Source organism: Stenotrophomonas oahuensis (genome assembly GCF_031834595.1).
Lineage (GTDB): Bacteria > Pseudomonadota > Gammaproteobacteria > Xanthomonadales > Xanthomonadaceae > Stenotrophomonas > Stenotrophomonas oahuensis.
In genome coordinates this window covers 1,207,873-1,230,124 of record NZ_CP115541.1, presented here as the reverse complement: position 1 = coordinate 1,230,124, position 22,252 = coordinate 1,207,873, and the positions used below count along the sequence as shown (strand labels likewise).

Genomic DNA, 22,252 nt, shown 5'->3' with positions numbered 1-22,252 from the left:
GTCCCTGGGCCGCCACGGTTACAGCACCGCGTTATGGAAGTCGAAGTTCAGTTCGCTGCCGGCCGACTGCACCATGTTGCCCTGGATGAAGTCGACGCCGCCCATCCACATCGCTGCTGCGGCCTGCGGATCTTCGATCTGCTGGCCGATGATCAGCGCGCCCGCGCGGTGCGCCGCATCGATGGCACCGCGCAGTTCGTCGCGGGTTTTCTGGTTGGCATGCGTGCTGGAGAAGCGCGCGGCCATGCGCACGTAAGACAGCGGCAGCTGGGTCAGCAGCGCGTTGGCCTCGGTACCCGGCTCGAACTGGCTCAGGCAGAAGCGCACGCCGGCTGCGCTCATGCGGTTGCAGAACTGCTGCAGGGTCACCGTGTGGATCAGCGCGTCCGGCAGACGCACGTCGATGACGACGGTACTGCCGGCGATCTGGCGTCGCTCCAGCGACTCCAGCAGCCAGTCGGCGAAGGCATCGCGGGCCAGCGTGCGCAGCGACTGCGAGACGAACAGATGCAGTGGCTGGGTGGCATGGCGGTACAGGTCCAGCAGCCCCAGTGCGTGGTCGAGCACCTGCTGGTCCAGGTCGGCGATGCGCCCGGCCGCTTCTGCCGCCGGAATCACCTGGCCGGCCGACAGCAGGGTGCCGTCAGCCTGGCGCAGTCGCAGCAGCACCTGGTACTGCGCGGTGTTGCCGCCGGCCACCGCCACGATCGGCTGGTAGGCCAGTTCCAGCTGCCCTTCCAGCAGGGCCAGGTGTTCCTGTGCAGCCACGTCCTCGCGGCGCACGTAGGCGGCCACGCCGGAGGACAGCAGGCGCGCCTGCAGGGTGGTGCGTTCCACTGCTTCCAGCGCGGTGCCGGCGTCGCTGAAACCGCCGGACAACTGGGCATGGCCGACCACACCGCGCAGGTGCACCGATTCTTCGTCGCGGATCACGAAGGCGCGCTCGGACAGCTGCGTGCGCAGGTTGTGCGCGATGGTATCCAGGCTGTCTTCGTCGATCCCGCGGGCCAGCACCAGGAAGCTGTTGTCGTTCAATCGTGCCAGCAGGTGCGGGTGCGCGCTGTCAGCCAGACGCTGCGCGGCCTGCACCATCAGGCGCTCAAACGCGGCGTAGCCATAGCGCTCGCGCAGCCCCAGCGCACTGGCGACTTCAATGAAGAACAGGCCGCCGTGATCGCCATGCGTCAGCGCCGCAGACAGCTGCTGCAGCACATGGTGGCGGGTCGGCAACCCGGTCTCCGGGTTGTTCATCACCGGGCCACCGGTAGCACCGCTCTGCGTCGCCGCCTGCGCGCGGGCGCGGCGGATGCGGTTGGACACGGCCGCAATCAGGTGGCGGGGCCGGATCGGCTTGCTCAGGAAGTCATCGGCACCGCTGTCGAGCACTTCGAACTGGCGCTCCGGGTCGGGGTCGCCGCTCAGGAACACGATCGGCAGCAGTTGCTGGCCGGGCTGCTGGCGGATCAGCGCGGTCAGGCGCATGCCGTCCAGGCCCGGCAGATGCAGGTCCATCAAAATCAGGTCGGGGCGATGCTCGGCGATGGCCTGCTGCGCGCCTTCTGCGTCGCTGATCACGATCGCCTCCATGCCCGCCCCGTGCAGCACGCTCTGTGCGAACAGGGCCTGCGAACGGTCGTCCTCCACGATCAGCACCCGGTACGGCGCTTCGGAGCCGAGCGGCGGGGCAGTGTCGGCTGGCAGGCTTGGCGCGGAAGCCACTGTCAGCGGCGGCGGCGTGGCCACGGCCGCGCTGGCGGCGGTGGCCAGCGGCACCACGTTGCTGGGCAACGGGGCCGGTGCGGGCGGTGCGGGCGCAACAGCATCAGCGCTGGCCCAGCGCTGCCAATGGTCGGCGGGCGGGGTTTCAGCGCGCGCGGCGCGGGTGGGGGCAACGCTGTTCTCGTGGACGGCCATCAATATTCCCTGTCTGCGGCGTCATTATGCGGTAGGACACGACCGTTGGCCGTGACCCGATCTGGCGTCGTGGCCGGCTGCCGCAGCAACCAGCGCATGCCTTTCCACAGCGCCCGCCACACCAGCCATACGATCAGGGCACCGGCCAGGCTGCACACCAGCACTACCACCAGGGCGATCCACGGGTGGGCCAGTGCCAGCGCCAGCCCGCCCACCACCACGGTGTCTTCTGCAGCCGAGGCCACCCAGTTGCTGGCCGGTTCCGGTGAGGTGTTGAGCAGGGCCCGGGTGCCCGACTTGAGTCCATGGCTGGCCAGTGCCACCCCGGCACCGGCGGCCAGCGCGGTGGCGCTCAGCTCACCGTTGGGCGACAACGTGGCGGCGGCCAGAAAGGCCCCGGCCGGGACGCGCGCCAGGGTCTGGACCAGGTCCCAGGCCGAATCGACCCCCGGGATCTTGTCAGCCACGAATTCGGTGATGGCCAGCGCCGCCGAGGTGCCCAGCACCCACCACGACTCGGTGGCCTGCAGCGCCGGGGGCAGGTCCACCCAGCCCAGCAGGCCGGCCAGGCCGACCCCGAACACGGTCAGGTAGACCCGGATGCCGGCCAGCCAGGCCAGCAGGATGCCGATCACAAACAGGTGGGCCTCGGACATGGCACGCGCTCCGGCATGAAAATGTGCACAGGCCCACACTATCGGGGATGACGTCGATGAACGCCATCATCGCGCGGCCTCTCCGGGGCGAAAAAAGCGTCAGGGGTGGCATACACTAGGAAGTCGCTCGATCCGACAGGGGCCGTGGCGGTACTGCCCAGCCGCAGTACCGCGCTCATCGTCATGAACACTCCGACACCTTCCCGCATCCAGATCCGCCGCCCGGGTTCCGCGCCCGCGCCGGACCGTCGCCGGCTGCTCGTCGTGGCCGGCATCTGGCTGCTCACCCTGGTGCTGGCCGGCCTGGTGGGCCGCTGGCTCGCGGGCCCCGGCGGCGACGCCGGCCGTCAGCTGGACGCCGCCGAAGCGCGCGCCGACACCCTCCAGAAGCAGGTGGTCGAGCTGCAGCAGCGCCAGGCCACCCTGCAGGCCTCCGACCGCATCAGTCGCGCCGCCAACAGCGAGGTACAGACCTCGCTCAGCGAACGTGAAGAAGAAATCGCCGGCCTGCGTGCCGATGTCGCCTTCTATGAACGCCTCGTCGGTGCCACCAGCCAGCGCAAGGGGCTGAACACCCATTCGATCGAGTTCTCGCCGGAAGCGGCCGGCACCTGGCAGTACGCCGTGGTGCTGACCCAGAACCTGAACCGTGGTGCGATCAGCCAAGGGCAGATGCGGTTCACGGTGGAAGGCGTGAAAGACGGCAAGTTGACCTCGGTCAGCTGGGACGAGCTGCACCAGCGCACCAAGGTGCCGGGCCAGGAGTATTCCTTCCGGTACTTCCAGCAGCTCACCGGCAGCGTCATGCTGCCGAAGGACTTCACCCCGCAACGTGTGCGGGTCACGCTGGGATCCGGTGCAGGGGGCACCACCCAGGTCTTCGACTGGAAACAGGCCGGCGCGCCTGTGGCAGCAACGGCAAATGAAGGGGAGTAAACCCATGTTCGGCAGCAACAAGTCCAACCGCGACGGTCATCTGGTCGTGGACGCGCTGATTGGCGCGCAGGTGGTCATCCGCGGGGACGTGGAATTCAGTGGGGGCCTGTATGTGGAAGGCACCATCCTGGGCAAGGTGATCGCCAGTGAAGGCGCGTCGACCGCCACCCTCACGCTGGCCGAGCAGGGCAGCATCGAAGGCGAGATCCGCGCGCAGGTGGTGGTGCTCAGCGGCCGGCTGGAAGGCGACGTGCACGCCAGCGAACGCGTGGAACTGACTCCCAGCGCCCGCGTGAACGGCAACATCCACTACCAGGTAGTGGAGATGAACGCCGGCGCACAGCTCACCGGTCGCCTCATTCACGGCGCGCCGCAGATGGCCCTGCCGCCGCCGGAAGCCGGCGAGGGCAAGGACAAGGACGGCAAGGACAAGGATGGCGCGGCCCGCAAGAAGCTGGCCGAGGCCATGGCCTGAACACAGTGATCGGCGAAACGGCTTGAATCGGGGGCCTTGCGCCCCCATCCTGCACGCATGAGTACGCTTGTTTCCCTGCCCGGTGCCCCCGCCGCCGCGCCGAACTACCAGTCGCTGGACCGTCCGCTGCACTTCACCGAAGCCGCCGCGGCCAAGGTGCATGAGCTGATCGAAGGCGAAGGCAATCCTTCGCTCGCGCTGCGCGTGTACATCGAAGGCGGTGGTTGTTCCGGCTTCCAGTACGGTTTCGAGTTCGACGAGAACCGCGCCGAGGATGACCTGGCGGTGGTGACCAACAACGTCACCCTGCTGGTCGACCCGCTCAGCCTGCAGTACCTGATGGGCGCGGAAGTGGACTACACCGAAAGCCTCACCGGCGCACAGTTCGTGATCCGCAATCCGAACGCGAAGACCACCTGCGGGTGCGGCAGCAGCTTCAGCATGTAAGCTTGGGGGATGTCCAGAACATCCCTGCCGCTGTCCGGTTTTTCCTTCACCACTGAACCCCTCGAACGCGCTGACACGCTGCGCGCCGATGCCGATGCATTGCTGCGGTTGTGGCCGCAGGCGCATGTGCTGGTGCTCGACGTGGATGGTCGTGCGCTTGCTGATGACCTCGGCCAACCGCTCGCGCTGACCGGCGAGCAACTGGGCGGTGGACCCGGAACAGCGATCTTCCTGGGGCTGCGCGGTGAGCAGGCGTGGTTCTCGGTGGACGCTGCCGGTGTCGACGTCAGCGCGCCGCAGCGCGTGGACCTGCGTGAGGCCGCCGTGTCCTGGGCGGCCGCAGACGCCACCGCGTTCTGCTACGCCCGTGGCATGTCCTATTGGCAATCACGCACCCGCTTCTGCGGCGTGTGTGGCGGGGCCGTGGTCTTCAGCCGCGGCGGCTTCGTCGGCCGCTGCAGCCAATGCAACACCGAGCATTACCCGCGCGTGGACCCGGCGGTGATTGTGGCGGTGGAAAACAATGGCCGTCTGCTGCTGGGTCGCCAGGCCAACTGGGCTCCGCGTCGGTATTCGGTGCTGGCCGGGTTCGTCGAACCGGGCGAATCGCTGGAGCAGACCGTGGTCCGTGAAGTCTTCGAGGAAAGCCGGGTAAGGGTGCGGGAATGCCGCTATCTGGGCACCCAGCCGTGGCCGTTCCCGGGCGCATTGATGCTGGGCTTTGCCGCCACCGCTGAAGACGATGTGCCGTGCGTGGACGGTGAACTGGAAGACGCGCGCTGGTTCAGCGTGGACGAGGTCGGGGCGGCGCTGGCCCGGGATATCGAAGACGACGGCGAGGGCATCCGCCTGTCGCCGCCGATCTCGATTTCACGCAGCCTGATCGAGCACTGGTACCGCAGCCAGGTCGCCTGAGCGCCGGCCGCGTTGCCGCTACCTGAACACGCGACGCGGTACATTACCTGTGACCCGGGGAATTTCCGGGTTGCACGGCATAGTAGCGCTCAGTCACGAGCCGGAGGCCCGCATGTTCACTACCCTGGTCGCTGTCCTGGTCGCGCTCGCCCTGGGGCATGTCGCACCGGCCGCAGCGGTCGCCCTGCGGCGTTTCGCTGCCTACCGCCACTGGCTGCAGTGGCTGGACCGGCAGGGCGGTGGTCAGGCCAATGAACACCGCGGGTTCTGGCGGGGCCGACACGGCTGGGTGGTGGCGGTGCTGCCGTGGGTGCTGCTGCTGGCGCTGCTGCAATGGGCGCTGCATGATCGGTTGTATGGCTTGCCTTCACTGCTGCTGGGCATTGCCACGCTGGTGATCTGCTGGGGTCCGCGCGACCTCGACCGCGACGTCGAAACGGTGATCGACGCCGATGACAGCCACACCCGGCACGCGGCCATTGCACAGCTGCAGTCCGCAGGCGGCAGCCTGCAGGAGGATGTCGGTTCGCTGGTGGAGGCCACCGTGCTGAACGCACTGCGGCGCTGGTTTGCGGTGCTGTTCTGGTTCCTGCTGCTGGGCCCGGCCGGCGCACTCGGCTACCGCCTGCTGGCTTTGCTGGCAGTGGGGCCGATGCGGTCGCTGGCGACGGTGGAAACCGTGGTCGGTGCGCGCCAGGTGCTGGGCTGGCTGGAATGGCCGGTGGCGCAGCTGATGTCGCTGTCGATGGCGCTGGTGGGTAACTTTGATACCGCCTGGAAGGCCTGGCGCGAAGCGCATGGCAATCAATGGGCGGCGTCCACGGTGTTTCTGGGTGCGGTGGCGCGGGCCAGTGTCAGTGCCGAGCTGCGCGAAGACGCGCACGATTACAGCGAAGCCGGGATGGTGCCGGTGTGGCGGCGCCTGCCGGAACTGCGTGATGCGATGAGCCTGGTGTGGCGCATGCTGCTGCTGTGGATGGCAGCGCTGGCGGTGCTGGTGATTGCGGGCTGGGTGACGTAGAGCGTGCGGACCAACGGTCCGCACCTACCGGGTAATGGGGGACAACAACACAAACGGCATCCAAGGCAGATTGCGCAACACTGCATACCCCACCAGCACCACCAGCCAGAACATCGGGGCGGCCAGCACCCGCATCAACGGGTCCAGCGCACGCGGACGCCAGCCGGCCATGTGCAGCAACATCAGCAGCAGAAACGGCAGCGAGATCACCAGCAGCGGGTTCATCGCCATCGCGCCGGGCAGGTCGAAGTGCACCAGCGAGTACAGGCAGCGCGTGCTGCCGCAGCCGGGGCAGTACAGCCCGGTCAGTGCGTACAGCGGGCAACCTGGCAGCGGACTGTTGCCGGCATACGGATTGACGTGGCGCAGTACCACGGTGGCACCGACAGCAAGGCCGGCGGTGATCGCCAGCGGAGCCCAGCGTCGGCCGGTCGGACGTAAGTTAGGTGAGGACATGACGGCAGAACGGCCCGGGCAGGTCACCCACAAGGGGTGCCGGACCGGGCCGTCCTCAGTGCGATCAGTAGCCGCCGCTGGCTGCGCCGCCGATGCCCATCATCACCACCAGCACGGTGTACAGGATGCCGACGACGATACCGGCGATGGCCGAGTAGATGGCCCACTTCTTGGCCTTTTCCGACGAATCCTGCGCACCGGCGATGTCACCGGCGGCCAGCTTGCCGTTGACCTGCGCGGCATAGACGATCGACACGATGCCGCCCGGCAGGCAGCAGAACAGGGTGGCCAGGATGGCCCAGACCAGGTTGTTGGGGACTTGCGGGGCAGTGGCGTTCATGGGTGAAGCTCCATTTTCTCGGGTGGGTTTAAAAAAAGTGAATCAAAGCTCGGACAGAGCGCCCAGCGCAGCCAGACCGCCGAACAGACCGAACCACAACAGCAACAGCACCGGACCGGCCAACGCCGACGCCCAGGCCCAACCAGCGGCCTTGCGCGAGGCGGCGAACGCACCTGCCACATCGCCCGCTGCCCGACGGCCATCGACCTGCGCGGCATAGACGATTGACACCACCCCCAGCGGCAGACAGCAGAACAACGTCGTCAGGATCGCCCACACCAGGTGGTTCGGAACGAAGACGGCTGATGAAGGTGGTGTTGGCGGGTGATTCAAGTACTGCTCCATTCCTTTGGTGGTCCGACGGCATCGCCAAAATCCCGTCGGACACCCCCTATGGGGCGGTAATCTACCCCATGTTGGCCCCGAATGTATGCGTTTACATGGCGGGAAGCGTCAAATTAAGACGTTCCCTACCCAAGTTCGGCAGCGTATGGCGACTCAAGCCTGCCCGGCCCGCAGCGTACGAACCAGCGCTTCCAGTTGCGCCGCGTCGGTGCTGGCTCCATCCACCGGCGGTCCCGCCGCCACCTCGATGTGCGCGCGGAAGCGGCGTGGCACGCGCATGCGCCCCAGCCGGGTATCGCGCCGGCTCCACATGCTGTCCCACATGCCGCGCAGCGCCATCGGCACGACCGGCACGGGCCGGCGCTCCAGGATCTTTTCCACGCCCGACTTGAAGGCCGCCATCTCGCCATCGCGGGTGAGGGCTCCTTCCGGGAAGATGCAGACCAGCTCGCCCTCGGCCAGCGCCCTGTCCACCTCGTCGAACGCCGCCTGCATCAACGCCGGATCTTCGCGCGCACCGGCAATCGGAATGGCCTTGGCGGTGCGGAAGATCCAGCGCATCACCGGAATGTTGAAGATCTTGTAGTACATGACGAAGCGGACCGGGCGCGGAATCGTCGCCGACAGGATCAATGCATCCATGTAGCTGACATGATTGCAGACGATCAACGCCGCGCCTTCATCCGGAACGTTGGCTTCAATACCGTGCGGGCGCAGCCGGTACAGCGTGCGCACCATCACCCAGCTGAGGAAGCGCATCAGGAATTCGGGGACGATGGTGAAGATGTAGATCGCCACCACCGCGTTGGCGATCGCCAGCGCCAGGAACAACTGTGGAATCGTCCAGTGCAGGTACTTCTGCGTGGCCAGTGCGATCAGCGCCGCGCCGACGATGAAGCCGGAGTTCTGGATGTTCAGCGCGGCGAACACGCGCGACATTTCCGACTTCGGCGTGCGGCTCTGGATCAGGGCGAACAGCGGCACTACGAAGAAGCCGGTAAACAGGCCGATGCCAACCAGATCGACGATGATGCGCGCGCTGCCGGCCGCCGCAATGAAGGCCGGCACGCTCAGGCCGGCCGCTGTGGCCTCACCGGCCCGTGCGAGGTACAGGTCCAGCATGAAAGCGGTCATGCCGAATGCACCCAACGGCACCAGGCCGATCTCAACGGTGCGACCGGACAGCTTTTCGCACAGCAGCGAGCCGACCCCGGTGCCGACCGAGAACAGTGCCAGCGCGAAGATGTACAGCGTCGGTTCGCCGCCCAGGTTGACCACGGCGTAGGTGGGCAACTGCGAGGTCAGCAGGGTGCCGACGAACCAGAACCACGACACGCCCAGGATCGCGTTGCGCACCGCCTTCTGCTTCTTTGCCAGGCGCAGCACCGCCAGTGACTCGGGCAGCGGATTCCAGTTGATCTTCAGGTCCGGCGCACCGGCGTCCACCTTGGGAATCATCCGCGCGGTGATGTTGCCGGCCACCGCCAGCGCGATCACCGCTGTTGCCGCCACCACCGGACCGTAGCTGCCGGCCAGGGTGAAGATGATGCCGCCGCTGATCATGCCGACCAGGATCGACATCGAGGTTCCCATTTCCACCAGGCCGTTGCCGCCGGTGAGCTCTTCCGGCTTCAGCACCGACGGCAGCACCGAGTACTTCACCGGGCCGAACAGGGTCGACTGCAGGCCGGTGCAGAACAGCGCCACGAGCAGTACCGGCATGCTCTGGGTCAGGAAGCCCACCGCCGCCAGCGACATGATCGCGATCTCCATCGTGGTGGTGATCACGATCAGGCGCGACTTTTCCAGCTTCTCGGCGATCTGCCCGGCCAGTGCCGAAAACAGGAAGTAGGGCAGGATGAAGATCGCCGGCGCGAGCGTGGTGTACAGCGACTGCTCCTCCTGGCTGACGCCGAGATAGAACAGCAGGCCGATGATCGCCTGGCGGTACACGTTGTCATTGAAGGCCCCCAGCGACTGCACGATGAAGAACGGCAGGAAGCGGCGCTGGCGGAGCAGGGCGAACTGACTGTGACCGGATGACATGGAATCTCCTTGCGGACCGGCGCACCTTAGCATGCGGTGTCTACCGCAACGTGCGCGCCGCCTCGTTGGCGGCCCCGCGCAGCTTCGGCAGCAGCCGCAGCATCAGCGCCAGCTGGGTGCGGATCAACTGCAGCTTGGCCGGCATGCCGTCGTCCAATTGCTCCAGCTGCTCAGCCAGCGCCCTGTCTGCCTCCTTGTCACCCTCCTCCACGGGCTGCCGCTGCTGCAGTGCCGAGGCAATCTGCTGCATCGCCTGCTGTACCCGCTCGCCCGCACTGCGCGCCAGCGGGTCCTGGGCGTAGCTGTCCAGCTGCGCGCGATGCGCCCCCAGCGCCGACAGATGCCCCAGCAAGGTGTTGGACAAGGCCAGGAAGCGGAACCCCGCATCCAGGTTGCGGCGCACATGCCCCGGCTCACGCAGCATGTTTGACAGTGCGGTGGACAGAGCCACATCGGCGTTGTGCATGTCGCGGCGCGCGACCCGGTAGGCCAGGTCGTCCTGCATGCCGCTGCCATACTGGCCCAGCACCGCCTGCAGGTAGCCGGCGCAGCGCTCCAGCACCCGTGCCATCACCTCGTTGAGCCGCCGCCCCTGCCAGTCCGGCAGGATCAGGAAGGCCGCCGCTGCGGCAATCGCGCAGCCCAGCAGGGTGTCCACCAGTCGCGGCCAGATCAGCAGGAAGCCATCGCCAATCAGGTTGAAGCAGGTCAGCGCCATCACCGTGATGGCGGCCGAGGCCACCAGATAGCGGTCGTGGCGGGTGAAGAAGAACAGCAGTGCCGACAGTAGTGCGATCAATAGCTCGATGCGCAGGTCCTGGAACAGCTGCAACAGCGCCCATGTGAACACCAGGCCGATCAGCGTGCCGGCCACCCGCTGCGCCAGACGCTGGCGGGTCGCACCGAAGTTGGGGCGGCACACGAACACGATGGTCAGCAGCACCCACGACCCGTTCTGTGCATTGACCAGATGGATCACCCCGAAGCCGACCACCAGTGCGATGGCCATACGCAGGCCGTGCCGGAACAGCACCGAGCCGGGCGTCAGCTGCTGGCGGATACGCACGCCCATCTCGCGCAGGGTGTGCGGGTTGGTGTCGCGCAGCCGGGTGTCGACGTTGTCCAGCGTGGTCTCGGACTGGGCGGCCTCGGACAGCCGACGCTCGATGCTCTGCAGGTTGTGCCCGAGCAGGTCCAGCGAAGAGAGCAGCCGCTGCCACTGCGGGTTGTGCTGCTCGCGCAGCCAGGCCAGTGAAGCGGTCAGGTCAGCGGTGGCCTGGCGGGTGAGTTCGCCATACACGAACGGCCGGCGCAGGCGGATGGCGGTGCCCAGATTCGCGCAGGCCTCGCCCTGCAGCGCGAGCAGGCGCTGGCAGCGGTACAGCACGTCGCTGTGGAAGAAGGCTTCGGTGAGCGCGCCATACGGGTAGTGCGAGGAGCTGGCGCGCTCGTGGAAATCCTGCGCCATGTAATACAGCCGCAGGTACAGGCCAGACTGCACGCCGGGCCGACCGGAGCGTCCGAAGCGGGCCAGGATGGCGGTCTTGGCGGCATTGAGCGCCTCAACCACGCGGCGGTTCTGCTCGGCCAGGGCGAGCTGGCGCTGCTGCAGGTCGAGTTCGCGCACCGGTTCGAACAGGTCGGCCTTCAGTTCCAGATAGCGCCCCAGCTCGTGGTACAGCCGCGCGACCCGTTCGCGCACCGGGCGGTTGGCGAACAGGGCAGTCCACAGGATGGACAGCAGTCCATACCAGAGCGCGCCGGCGAGCAGATGGCTGACCGCGTTGATGGCCTGGGCGCGGTCGGCCGCGCCGTGCTGCTCCAGCCCGATCATGGTGTAGATGGCCAGCGTAACGGTGGCCTGGGCGATGGAGGCATAGCGCTCGCCCAATGCCCCGAGCAGGGTCAGGCCGAAGGTGGAGGCAGCCAGCGCGGCGATGAACAACCACGGCCACGCGAACAGCTCAACCACTGCAGCGGCAGCAATGACGAAGCACAGCAGCGACAAGGCGACGGACTTCGTCCGTCCCCACCAGTTGTCGTCGGTCTCGGCAATCGCGCTGGCGATGATGCCCAGGAACACCCCGGGCAGGGTCGGCAGCTGGTCGAAGTGCCAGCACACGCCCATCGCCACGCTGAGCGCAATGAACACCCGCAACCCATAGCTGGCCTTTTCATGCGCCCACAGGCGGCTCAGTCGGGAATCTCGGGCGGGCATGCGGGCTCGTGCGGTTTTGGTGCCCGCATTATTGCTGCTTTCGTTGTGAGGGTGCGCGAAGAGCGACCTCGTCTGCAGGTCTACGTGTTTGGGGCCGGCGGGTGGGGGATACGGGACACGCCTTAAATCTCCAGTTAGGCTCGGGCGGCACATCCATGTGCCTTCACGGTCCCGTACCCCCCACCCGCCGGCCCCTCGATACGTGGTCGGTGGCCACCGGTTGTTCGCCAAAGACCGGCAGCAGCCGGGCAAGCCCGGCTCTACGTAGTGGTGTGTCGGTTATAGGTCCAAGCGCACGCTTACCGCGAACGTGCGTGGCAGGCCAAGGCCGGCGTTGGACCAGTACTTCTTGTTGGTCAGGTTCTCGACGCTGGCACGCCAGGTTACCGCGTGCTCGTTCCACTGCATGCGGTAGCCCACGCCGGCGTTGAACAGGGTGTAGTCCGGGAGCTTCAGCGTGTTGTCGGCGTCGTAATAGACGTCGCCGTAGTAGCGGGCCAGTGCGTAGGCCTCCAGGCCATCCACCCACGGCAGCTGGTAGTTCGCGTGCAGCACGCCGTTCCAGCGCGCCGCGCCGGTGGTGCGGTTGCCCTGCTGGCTGGCGCTGTCCGGCGACAGCTTGTCGTAGGTCGGATCCAGCCAGGTCACGCCGCCGCCCAGCGTGAACGCATCGGTCAGGTGCACCGCGCCGCTGGCTTCAATGCCTTCGTACAGGGTGATGCCATCCTGCACCAGCAGCAGGCCGGCCGGGGTGATCCGGTCGATGTTCGCGCCGCGCTCCAGACGGAACGCCGCCACGTTCGCGTTCCAGCGCGGATACTCCATCTTCGCGCCGACCTCGAACTGCTTGCTGATGGTCGGGTCCAGGACGTCGCCGGCGTTGATGTAATCCGAACCAACGCGGTTGCCCGCCTCCAGCGATTCCACATAGCTGGTATACAGGGTCACTTCCTCCACCGGCTTGTACATCACCGCGTAGGTCGGGGTCACCGGATAGGTGTGGTAGCTGCCCTTGTTCTCGAAGTCGTTGTAGCGCGCACCGGCCAGCACCGACCAGCCGTGGCCGAAGTCCACCGTGTCGCTGACGAACACCGCCTGCTGGATCGTCTCGCTGCTGCGCGTCATCACCCGCGAGCCGACCGCGTCGTGGCGGATGGTCGGGCGTTGGTACAGGTTGCCGCGGCCGATCAGATTCCACTCATACGGACGGTCCCAGCCCGTTGCCTTCTGGTGCGAGACGCCCGCCACCACCTGGTGCGACAGCGGGCCGGTCTGGAACCGGCCCTGCAGCATCGCCTGCGCATGCTTCCACTCGCTCTTTCCGCCCAGTTCGTACGAATTGATGTCGTAGTCGCCGTTCACATCGTCGACGTAGGCGAAGATCTTGTTCACGTCATTCCACGAGCTGGTGTAGCCGTAGCTCACACTGGCCTTCCAGTCCTCGCTGATCTGCCAGTTCAATGCGGTCGACAGCAGGCTGGAGCGTGTGTCGTAGTAGGTACCGGGAATGCTGTTGTCGACGTCGCCGCCAATCGGACGCGGCAGTTCGGTGATCCCACGGAAGTACCACTGCGGCGACTCTTCGCTCAGGTCCCGTTCCTGGAACACGCCGTCGAAGGTCCAGGTGACGGCGTCGCTGAGGCGCGCATCCAGCGACAGCGAGCCCACCTTGCGGTTCACCTCGCCGCCACTGAAGGTCTCGCCCTTCTCCTGGTACGCATTGAAGCGGTAGCCGAACATGTCTTCGTTGCCGAAGCGTCCACCCACGTCGACCTGGCCGCTGACCACGCCCTGCTCGCGCCAGCCCAGCTGGGTGGACAGGGTGGTGGTGTCGGTCGGCTTCTTGGTGACGTAATTGATGATGCCACCCGGCTGGCCGAAGCCGTACATGAAGCCACCCGGACCCTTCAGCAGTTCCACCTGCTCCATCACTTCCAGCGGCCACTCGGTGCCCCACGAAGACACCTGCAGGCCGTTGACGCGGTAGCTGTCGTAGCTCAGATCAATGCCGCGGTTGCGGATCGGCGAGCTCCAGCCACTGGCATACGCACTGACCTGCGTCACCACCGACGGGTCGGTCAGGAACGCCTCGCCCAGCGACACCACCTGGCGCTGCTCGATGGCTTCTCGGCCGACGACCGAAATGGCGAACGGGGTATCGCGCACCGCGCGGTCACCCAGTGCGCCGGTATCGGTGTGGGCGCGCTCACCGGTCACGGTGATGGCATCCAGGTCGGTGGCGCTGCGCGTGCGCGCGGTGCCGTCAGGCGTGGTCTGGGCCTGGGCGACGCAGGCCAGCGAAAGCGACAGAGCTAACAGCGTAGGACGAAGCAGTGCAGCAGATTGCATGATGTCGGGGTCCTCCGCGGACAGCAGCACACCGTCCGCGATCAGGTGATGGCGGAAAAGGGGGAGGTGGCTGAGTCGGGGCGCTGCCCGCGGAAGGCGGGAATCAGTGCAGGGCGCGAGGCGCGGCAGGACCGTGGCTGCCGCGAATTGTTCTCTTTTCGTTACCGCGCGTCAAATGATTGTCATCATTGACACGCGCAACGTGTACCCACCAACGGTGGGTACCTACCGGTGGGTCACGACCGTTGGTCGTGACGCCTTTGCGCGGCGGCGTGCCCGCCATGCGCGCCAATGGCCCTGCAGGCACGAGAAGATCACATACAACGCCGGCGTGCTGAGCAGGGTCAGACTCTGCGAGAACAGCAGGCCGCCGATCATCGCGATACCCAGCGGACGCCGCAGTTCGGAGCCCTCGCCGATACCGATCGCCAACGGCACCGCCGCCAGGATCGCCACCATGGTGGTCATCATGATCGGGCGGAAGCGCACGATGCTGGCCTCGCGCACCGCCTCCAGCGGTGTCTTGCCATGCTCGCGCTGCGCTACCACCGCGAAGTCGATCATCATGATCGCGTTCTTCTTCACGATGCCGATCAGCAGCACCAGCGCGATCATCGAGATCACCGACAGCTCGGTGTTGGTCACGAACAGCGCCAGCAATGCACCCACGCCCGCCGCCGGCAGCGTGGATAGAATGGTCACCGGGTGCACCAGGCTTTCGTACAGCATGCCCAGCACCAGATACACGGTGATGATCGCCGCCAATACCAGGATCAACATCGAGTTCGGATTCAGCTGCACGTTGAATCCGCCGCCGTCGCTGATGCGGATGTCACCTGGCAGGCGCAGACCATCCACGGTGCGCTTGATGATCAGATCCGCTTCGCCCGTACTCACGCCCGGAGCCAGGTTGTAGCTCAGGTCCATGGTGGTGTACTGGTTCTGGTGGGTGATCTGCGGCGGGGCCAGCCCGGGCACCTGCTCGGCCACCGCGGTCAGCGGAATCATCTCGCCATTGCCGGCACGCACATAGATCTCATCCAGCGCCTTCGGCGTGGCGGTCTGCTCGGGCAGGGCATTGACCACGACGCTGTACTGGTTGATGTCCGAATAGATGGTGGATATCTGGCGCTGACCAAACGCACCATACAGCGCGCCATCAATCGCGCCGACCGAAACGCCCAGGCGCGCCGCCTTGGCGCGGTCGATCACCACGTTCTGGCGCAGGCCGGCGGTATCCACGTCGGTGCCGACGTCGCGCAGCTTGGGATTCTGCTTCAGCGCTGCCTGTACCTTGGGCAGCCATTCCTGCAGCTGGGCCAGGTCATTGCCCTGCAGCGAAACGCGATACTGCGCGCCCTGGCTGTTGCCACCGCCACCATCGCTGGGCAGGTCCTGGATCGCGCGCAGGCGCAGCTGCAGGTCCGGGTAGCGGTCGGCCTTGGCGCTCAACCGGGCCAGCGCGACCGCGGTGGTCTCGCGGCGGCCTTCCTTGCGGGTTTTCAGCTCGACGTTGAACTGTGCGCTGGAGCCCTGACGACCACTGCCCAGACGCACGCCCACCGTCTTCACCGCCGGGTCGGCCATCAGCATGTCGGTGATGCGGCGCTGGCGGTTGACCATGTCTTCAAACGAGACCGTCGCGCTGGAATTGGCACGGCCCCAGATCAGCCCGGTGTCCTGCGGTGGGAATGAGCCCTTCTTGACCGCGCCGGCCAGCATCACCGTGGCCACGATCAGCAGGATCGGGGTCAGCGACAACAGCAGGGCGTGGCGCAGCGAGAAGTCCAGGCACACGGTGTAGACGCGCAGCATGCGGTCGTGCGCGCCATCCAGGAAACGACCGATCCGCGACGGCTTCTCCGGTTCTTCGTGCGCGCTCAGGAAGCGGCTGCACAGCGCAGGCGTCAGGGTCAGCGAGACGATCATCGAGACCACGATGGCGGCCACCAGGGTCACCGTGAACTCGCGGAAGAACGCGCCGACCATGCCACTGGCAAACAGCAGTGGAATGAACACCGCCACCAGCGAGGCGGTGATCGAGACAATGGTGAAGCCGATCTCGCGCGCACCGGTCAAGGCCGCCTGCATCCGCGGCATGCCTTCATCCAGGTGGCGCATGATGTTCTCGATCACCACGATGGCATCGTCAACCACGAAGCCAATCGCAATCACCAGCGCCAGCAGGCTCAGGTTGTTCAGGGTGAAGCCGAACACGTACATCACCAGCGCCGCACCGGCCAGCGACAGCGGCACGGTGATCGCAGCAATCAGCGTCGGAGCCAGCCGGCGCAGGAACAGCGCCATGGTCAGCACCACCATCGCCAGGCTGATCAACAGGGTGATCTGCACTTCGTGCAGCGACGAGCGGATGGTCGGTGTGCGGTCGAAATAGGGGGTCAGCACCGTGCCCGGCTGCAGGTAGTCGCGCAGGGTCGGAATCTGCGCTTTCACCCGATCCACCGTTTCCACGATGTTGGCCCCGGCGCGGGTGAACACATACATCACCACCGCCGGTTTGTGGTTGAACCAGGCGGCCTGGTAGGCATCCTGCTGGCCGTCGTAGACGTTGGCCACGTCCTTGAGCCGGATCACCCGGCCGTCGTCCTGGGTCTTGATCACCAGGTTGGCGAAGTCCGCCGCGCGCGCCACCGAGTCGTTGGCGATGATCGCGGTGGTGGTGTTGCCGTCGCTGAGGAAGCCGGTCGGTGATGTCACGTTGGCCGCGCGCACTGCGTTGCGCAGGTCGTCCGGGGTCAGGTTCAGCGCGTTGAGCAGGCGCAGGTTCACATCCACCCGCACCGCCGGCGTGGAGGCACCGGCGATATCCACCGACGACACCCCGCTGATCTGGCGGATGCGCTGGGCCAGCAGCGAGTCGGCCACGTTGTACAGCTCATCGGCCGACTGGGTCTGCGAGGTGAGCGCGATGGCGATCACCGGGTCGTCGTTCGGGTTGGCCTTCTGGAACATCGGCGATCCCAGCCCGGAGGGCAGGTCGGCCTGGGCCGAGTTGATCGCGGTCTGCACATCCAGCGCCGCCGAATCAATGTCCACGCCGCTCTGGAAGATCATGAACACCAGCGAGCTGCCTTCCGAACTGGAAGAGCGCATCTGGTCCACGCCGGGCAGCTGGCCCAGATAGCGTTCCAGCGGTGCGGTTACCGTGGAGGCCATGGTGGTGGCATCCGCGCCGGACTGGCTGGCGTGCACGAAGATCACCGGAATCTGGATGTTCGGCAACGCCGACACGCCCAGTTTCAGGTAACAGAGCAGGCCGATCACAAACAGGCCGATGGCCAGCAGGGTGGTGCCGATCGGGCGGCGGATGAACGGACCGGAGATGTTCACGCGCGGTCCTGTGCGGCGGCGTGGCGCAGCGCCCGCTGCTCACGACGCAGGCGCATGCGCTCGGAGAAGCGTTCCATGTACAGGTAGATCACCGGCGTGGTGTACAGCGTGACCAGCTGCGACAGCAGCAGCCCGCCGACGATGGCGATGCCCAGCGGGCGGCGCAGCTCCGAACCGATGCCGGTGCCCAGCGCCAGCGGCAATGCGCCGAGCATGGCCGCGGCGGTGGTCATCATGATCGGGCGGAAACGCAGCAGGCAGGCGCGGCGGATCGCTTCATGCGCATTGGCACCGGCGCGGCGCGCCTCGATCGCGAAGTCGACCATCATGATGCCGTTCTTCTTGACGATGCCGATCAGCAGCACGATGCCGACGATGCCGTCCACGGACAGGCTCAGGCCACACACCATCAGCGCCAGCAGCGCGCCCACGCCGGCTGGCGGCAGGGTCGAGATGATGGTGATCGGGTGAATGTAGCTTTCATACAGCACGCCCAGCACGATGTAGATCACTACCAGCGAGGCCAGCAGCAGCCACACCACGTCGGTCTGGCTGCCGGTGAACTCGGCAGCCTTGCCGATGAACTGCGCATGCACCTGCGCCGGCATGTCCAGGCTGGCCTTGGTCTCTTCAATCGCCTTGACCGCGTCGGACAACGAGTAGCCCGGGGCGATGTTGAACGACACCGTGACCGCCGGCAGCTGCTGCTGGTGGCTGACCACCAGCGGGGTGCTGGTGACCTTGCCTTCAGCCAGCGCCGACAGCGGAATGATGTTGCCCGCGCCGACCGGAATGCCGGTGTTCTGCGCGCCGATGCCGGTGGCGGTGGAGGAGTTGGACGAGGTGACCTGGCCGAAGTTTGTGGCATTGCTGCCGGTCAGCGCGCCGGCTCCGTTCGAGGCCACCGCCAGCTGGTTCATCAGCGCGGTGCTGGTGCGGAACTCCGGGGCTACTTCCAGCACCACGCGGTACTGGTTGAGTTCGGTGAAGATGGTCGAGATCTGGCGCTGGCCGAAGGCGTCGTACAGGGTGTCGTCGATGGTCTGCATCGGCACGCCCAGCACGCTGGCTTTGTCGCGGTCGATGTTCAGCTCCAGCGCACGGCCTTGGTTGGACAGGTTGTTGTCGACGTCGGCCAGTTCCGGGCGCTGGCGCAGTGCCTCGGTGAGGCGGGTGGCCTGCAGGGCGACCTGTTCGCTGTCCACGTCCGACAGCGAGTACTGGTACTCGGTGGCCGCGACACGCGTATCCAGGGTGACGTCCTGCACCGGCTTCAGGTACAGCGCCACGCCGGGAATGCCGGCCACCGCCTGCTGCAGGCGCGGCAGGATCTCATCCAGCCCGTCACGGTCGCCGCGCTGCTTCAGCACGATCGACAGCTGGCCCTGGTTGAGCGTGGGGTTCATGCTGCCCGCGCCGATGAAGGCGGATACACCGGTCACTGCCGGGTCCTTGCGCAGGGCTTCGGCCACCGCCTGGGTGCGCTGCTCCATCTGCGGGAAGGCGATGTTCTGGTCGGCCTGGACCACGCCGGTGATCAGCCCGGTGTCCTGTTCGGGCAGCAGCCCCTTGGGAATCAGCACGTACAGCAGCACGGTCAGCACCAGCGCGCCGCCCGCCACCGCCAGGGTCAGCGGCTGGTGCTCCAGCACCCAGTCCAGGCTGCGCTCGTACAGACCCACGGTGCGGGTCCACAGGTTCTGCTTGCCGGCCGCCGCCGCCCGTTCGTGCGCGTCTTCGCCTTCCGGCAGCGCATCGGGCTTGAGCAGATAGGCGCACATCATCGGGGTGAGGGTCAGCGAGATCAGCATCGACAGCACCACTGCGATGCTCAGCACCCACGCGAACTCGTGGAACAACCGCCCGGTGACGCCCGGCATCAGCAGCAGTGGCAGGAACACCGCCACCAGCGACACGGTCAGCGACAGCACGGTGAAGCCGATCTGGCGCGCACCGATCTCGGCCGCTTCCGGGCCACTCTTGCCCTGCTCGATGTAGCGGACGATGTTCTCGATCATCACGATCGCATCGTCGACCACGAAGCCGGTGGCCACCACCAGCGCCATCAGCGACAGGTTGTCCAGCGACATTCCGGCAAACGCCATCACCCCGAAGGTGCCGGCCAGCGACAGCGGCACCGCCACCGACGGAATGATGGTCGCCCACAACCGGCGCAGGAACACGAAGATCACCGCCACCACCAGCCCGATGGTCAGGATCAGGGTGAACTGCACTTCATGCACCGAAGCACGGATGGTTTCGGTGCGGTCGGAGAAGATCTCCAGGTGTACGTCGGCGGGGAGCACGCTCTGCAGCTGCGGCAGCAGGGCACGGATGCGTTCCACCGTCTGCACGATGTTCGCGCCCGGCTGGCGGCGCACTTCCAGCAGCACCGCCGGCTTGCCGTCGGCCCAGGCCGCCAGCTGGTCGTTCTCCACGCCGTCGATCACCTGCGCCACGTCCGACAGCCGCACCGGGCGACCGTTCTGGTAGCTGATGATGGTGTCGCGGTATTCGGCCGCGCTGGTCAGCTGGTCATTGGTGCCGATGCTGTAGGACTGGGTCTTGCCGTTGAGCGAGCCTTTCGGTGCGTTGACGTTGGCCTGGGTGAGCGCGCTGCGCAGCTCTTCCAGGGTCAGGCCCATGTTCGACAGCTGCGCCGGATTGACCTGGATGCGCACGGCCGGGCGCACGTTGCCGGCGATCGAGACCAGGCCGACGCCCTGCACCTGTGACAGGCGCTGGGCCAGGATCGAGTCGGCGTAGTTGTTCACATCGCGCAGCGGGCGCGTGTCCGAGGTGAGCTTGAGAGTGACGATCGCCGCATCCGCCGGATTCACCCGGTTGTAGACCGGCTGGTAGGGCAGCGACGAGGGCAGGGTGGCCTGGCGGATCGCTGCCTGCACGTCCTGCGCGGCAATGTCGATGTCGCGGTCCATGGAGAACTGCAGGATGATCGTGGACAAGCCGGCCGACGAATCGGAGGTCATCAGCTCCAGCCCGGAGATCTGCCCGAACTGGCGCTCCAGCGGCGTGGTCACCAGCGAGGCCATGGTGGTCGCGTTGGCACCGGGGTACTGGGTGGTGACCACCAGGCTGGGCGCGTCCACTTCCGGCAGCGCCGACACCGGCAACTGCCGGTAGCCCAGGATGCCCAGCAGCAACAAACCCGCCATCAACAGCGAGGTGGCGATGGGGCGGCGGATGAAGATCGTCGAAAAGCCCACGGGCGGGTCCTTGCGGTTACGTCAGACGGCAATGCAGAAAGCCGGTACCCGCGCGCACGCCGGTACCGGAAAGACGCGGTGCGCGATCAGCGCGGACCACCGCCACGGCGGCCACCCGGACCCTGCTGCTGGGCAGCAGCCTTGAGTTCGGCCTCGGTCGGCGCGGCCGGGGTTTCGCCCGGCTTCAGCGCGGTGACCTTGCTGCCCGGCTTCAGGCGGAACTGGCCTTCGCTGACCACCCGCTCGCCGCCCTTCAGGCCTTCGGTGATCTGCACATGGCTGTCGCCCACTTCCACGCCGCTCTTCACCGTCTGCATGGCCACGGTGTTGTCGGCCTGCACGATGTATACGTACTCGCCGTCCGGCCCACGCATCACCGCCTGGGTCGGAATGACCACGCCGCCGCTGATGGTGCGCAATTGCATGCGCACGTTGACGAACTGGCCCGGCCACAAGGTGTTGTCGGGGTTGTCGAACAGCGCACGGGCACGGAAGGTGCCGCTGTCGCTGCTGATCTGGTTGTCCACCACGTCCAGCTTGCCGCCGTCGGTGAGCACATGCGCGTCGTTGCGGTCCAGTGCGGCAATGGTCACCGGGCCGGCCTGCTGGGCCTGACGCACGTCCGGCAGCTGGCGCTCGGGCAGGTTGAACACGATGTGGATCGGGTGCACCTGGGTCAGCGTCACCAGCGCGGTACCGGCGCTGACCACGTTGCCGGCGTCCACCGCGCGGATGCCGGCAATGCCGGAGATCGGTGCGGTGACCCTGGTGTACTGCAGCTGCACCTGGGCGGCACGCATGCTGGCTTCGTTGGCGGCCACCGTGCTTTCGTACTGGGCCACCTGGTTGCGCTGGGTGTCCAGGTCGGTCTTGGCGACGTACTGGCGGTATTCCGGCGAATTGGAACGCGCGTAATTGGAGCGCGCGGTGGCCAGCAGCGCCTGGTTCTGGCGCTTGGCCGCGGCGGCCTCGTCATAGCTGGCCTGCGCCGTGCGCGGGTCGATCTGGGCCAGCACATCGCCCTGCTTTACTTCCTGGCCTTCCTTGAAGTTCAGGCTGATCAGCTGCCCGCCCACCTGCGGGCTCACGGTGACGGTGTTCATTGCCGACACCGTGCCCAGCGCGCTGGCATACACCGGCACGTCCTGGCGCGCGGCATCGACCACGGTGACCGGCACCGGCGCGCTGTCACGCCCGCCGTCCTTGCCGGCTTCGGCCGCCGCGCCGGGCCCGCCGGCCTTGTCCTTGCCCCCGCCCAGCACGCGCAGGCCGATCAGGCCCACCACCAGCACTGCGATCACCAGCAGCACGATCTTCCAGAAACGCGACATTCAAAACTCCTGAGGCTGGCGAAGGGCAAGGGCCCGGTTGGCTGCTGCAAAGCATACCCGCCCGCCGTGAGACTGCCTGCATGACGGATGGGACGTGCGCTCTGACCGGGCGGAACCGTGCAGGTTCCCTGCGGTAACGCGCCAGCGTGCTTCGCGTTGACCCAAGGCCATCCCCGTGCGGCTTTCCCCGTGGGGCCGGATGCCCTACATTCAGGTTCACCCTCG

16 protein-coding genes are annotated in these 22,252 nt (G+C 66.7%); 5 read left to right on the top strand and 11 right to left on the bottom strand.

All coding sequences use genetic code 11. The annotated features are described in order from the left end of the window. Window positions 1–18: 18 nt before the first annotated feature. Window positions 19–1,914 (bottom strand): EAL domain-containing protein, encoded by a 1,896-nt coding sequence (locus PDM29_RS05335; protein ID WP_311192846.1) that lies wholly within the window; start codon window positions 1,912–1,914, stop codon window positions 19–21. Then, window positions 1,914–2,570: a DUF4126 domain-containing protein gene (locus tag PDM29_RS05330; protein WP_311192845.1), complete on the bottom strand. Its 657-nt coding sequence runs from the start codon at window positions 2,568–2,570 to the stop codon at window positions 1,914–1,916. The genes PDM29_RS05335 and PDM29_RS05330 overlap by 1 nt, the downstream gene beginning before the upstream one ends. A gap of 183 nt (window positions 2,571–2,753) precedes the next feature. Here PDM29_RS05330 and PDM29_RS05325 point away from each other — a divergent pair, with 183 nt between their 5' ends. From PDM29_RS05325 to ampE, 5 genes are all read left to right on the top strand, one after another. Then, window positions 2,754–3,506 (top strand): DUF6776 family protein, encoded by a 753-nt coding sequence (locus PDM29_RS05325; RefSeq protein ID WP_311192844.1) that lies wholly within the window; start codon window positions 2,754–2,756, stop codon window positions 3,504–3,506. Between the two features lie 4 nt (window positions 3,507–3,510). Further along, a complete protein-coding gene (locus PDM29_RS05320) occupies window positions 3,511–3,981 on the top strand; it encodes a bactofilin family protein (protein ID WP_311192843.1) in 471 nt (156 codons plus the stop codon). Between the two features lie 57 nt (window positions 3,982–4,038). After that, on the top strand, window positions 4,039–4,428 hold the full coding sequence (gene erpA / locus PDM29_RS05315; RefSeq protein ID WP_311192842.1) for an iron-sulfur cluster insertion protein ErpA: 390 nt from the start codon (window positions 4,039–4,041) through the stop codon (window positions 4,426–4,428). 9 nt (window positions 4,429–4,437) lie between these two features. Beyond that, a complete protein-coding gene (gene nudC, locus PDM29_RS05310; protein ID WP_311192841.1) occupies window positions 4,438–5,343 on the top strand; it encodes an NAD(+) diphosphatase in 906 nt (301 codons plus the stop codon). Window positions 5,344–5,455: 112 nt separating this feature from the next. Next, window positions 5,456–6,364, top strand: coding sequence for a regulatory signaling modulator protein AmpE (gene ampE / locus PDM29_RS05305; RefSeq protein ID WP_311192840.1), 909 nt, complete (start codon window positions 5,456–5,458; stop codon window positions 6,362–6,364). A gap of 24 nt (window positions 6,365–6,388) precedes the next feature. Here ampE and PDM29_RS05300 read toward each other — a convergent pair whose 3' ends face one another. The 9 genes from PDM29_RS05300 to PDM29_RS05260 all read right to left on the bottom strand — a co-directional run bounded on the left by PDM29_RS05300 (window position 6,389) and on the right by PDM29_RS05260 (window position 22,027). Further along, window positions 6,389–6,820, bottom strand: coding sequence for a DUF2752 domain-containing protein (locus PDM29_RS05300; RefSeq protein WP_311192839.1), 432 nt, complete (start codon window positions 6,818–6,820; stop codon window positions 6,389–6,391). A gap of 64 nt (window positions 6,821–6,884) precedes the next feature. Then, a complete protein-coding gene (locus PDM29_RS05295; protein WP_311192838.1) occupies window positions 6,885–7,160 on the bottom strand; it encodes a CD225/dispanin family protein in 276 nt (91 codons plus the stop codon). 42 nt (window positions 7,161–7,202) lie between these two features. Beyond that, on the bottom strand, window positions 7,203–7,493 hold the full coding sequence (locus PDM29_RS05290) for a CD225/dispanin family protein (RefSeq protein WP_311192837.1): 291 nt from the start codon (window positions 7,491–7,493) through the stop codon (window positions 7,203–7,205). Between the two features lie 165 nt (window positions 7,494–7,658). Continuing rightward, window positions 7,659–9,551 carry an MFS transporter gene (locus PDM29_RS05285; protein WP_311192836.1) on the bottom strand — a complete coding sequence of 631 codons (1,893 nt, stop codon included), beginning with the start codon at window positions 9,549–9,551 and terminating at the stop codon, window positions 7,659–7,661. Between the two features lie 40 nt (window positions 9,552–9,591). Then, window positions 9,592–11,769, bottom strand: a complete 2,178-nt coding sequence (yccS, locus tag PDM29_RS05280) for a YccS family putative transporter (RefSeq protein WP_311192835.1) — start codon at window positions 11,767–11,769, stop codon at window positions 9,592–9,594. A gap of 279 nt (window positions 11,770–12,048) precedes the next feature. Then, on the bottom strand, window positions 12,049–14,118 hold the full coding sequence (locus PDM29_RS05275) for a TonB-dependent siderophore receptor (RefSeq protein WP_311192834.1): 2,070 nt from the start codon (window positions 14,116–14,118) through the stop codon (window positions 12,049–12,051). 225 nt (window positions 14,119–14,343) lie between these two features. Beyond that, window positions 14,344–17,469 (bottom strand): efflux RND transporter permease subunit, encoded by a 3,126-nt coding sequence (locus tag PDM29_RS05270; protein WP_311192833.1) that lies wholly within the window; start codon window positions 17,467–17,469, stop codon window positions 14,344–14,346. Then, on the bottom strand, window positions 17,466–20,696 hold the full coding sequence (locus PDM29_RS05265) for an efflux RND transporter permease subunit (RefSeq protein ID WP_311192832.1): 3,231 nt from the start codon (window positions 20,694–20,696) through the stop codon (window positions 17,466–17,468). The genes PDM29_RS05270 and PDM29_RS05265 overlap by 4 nt, the downstream gene beginning before the upstream one ends. 86 nt (window positions 20,697–20,782) lie before the next feature. Continuing rightward, a complete protein-coding gene (locus PDM29_RS05260) occupies window positions 20,783–22,027 on the bottom strand; it encodes an efflux RND transporter periplasmic adaptor subunit (protein ID WP_311192831.1) in 1,245 nt (414 codons plus the stop codon). Window positions 22,028–22,252 lie beyond the last annotated feature (225 nt).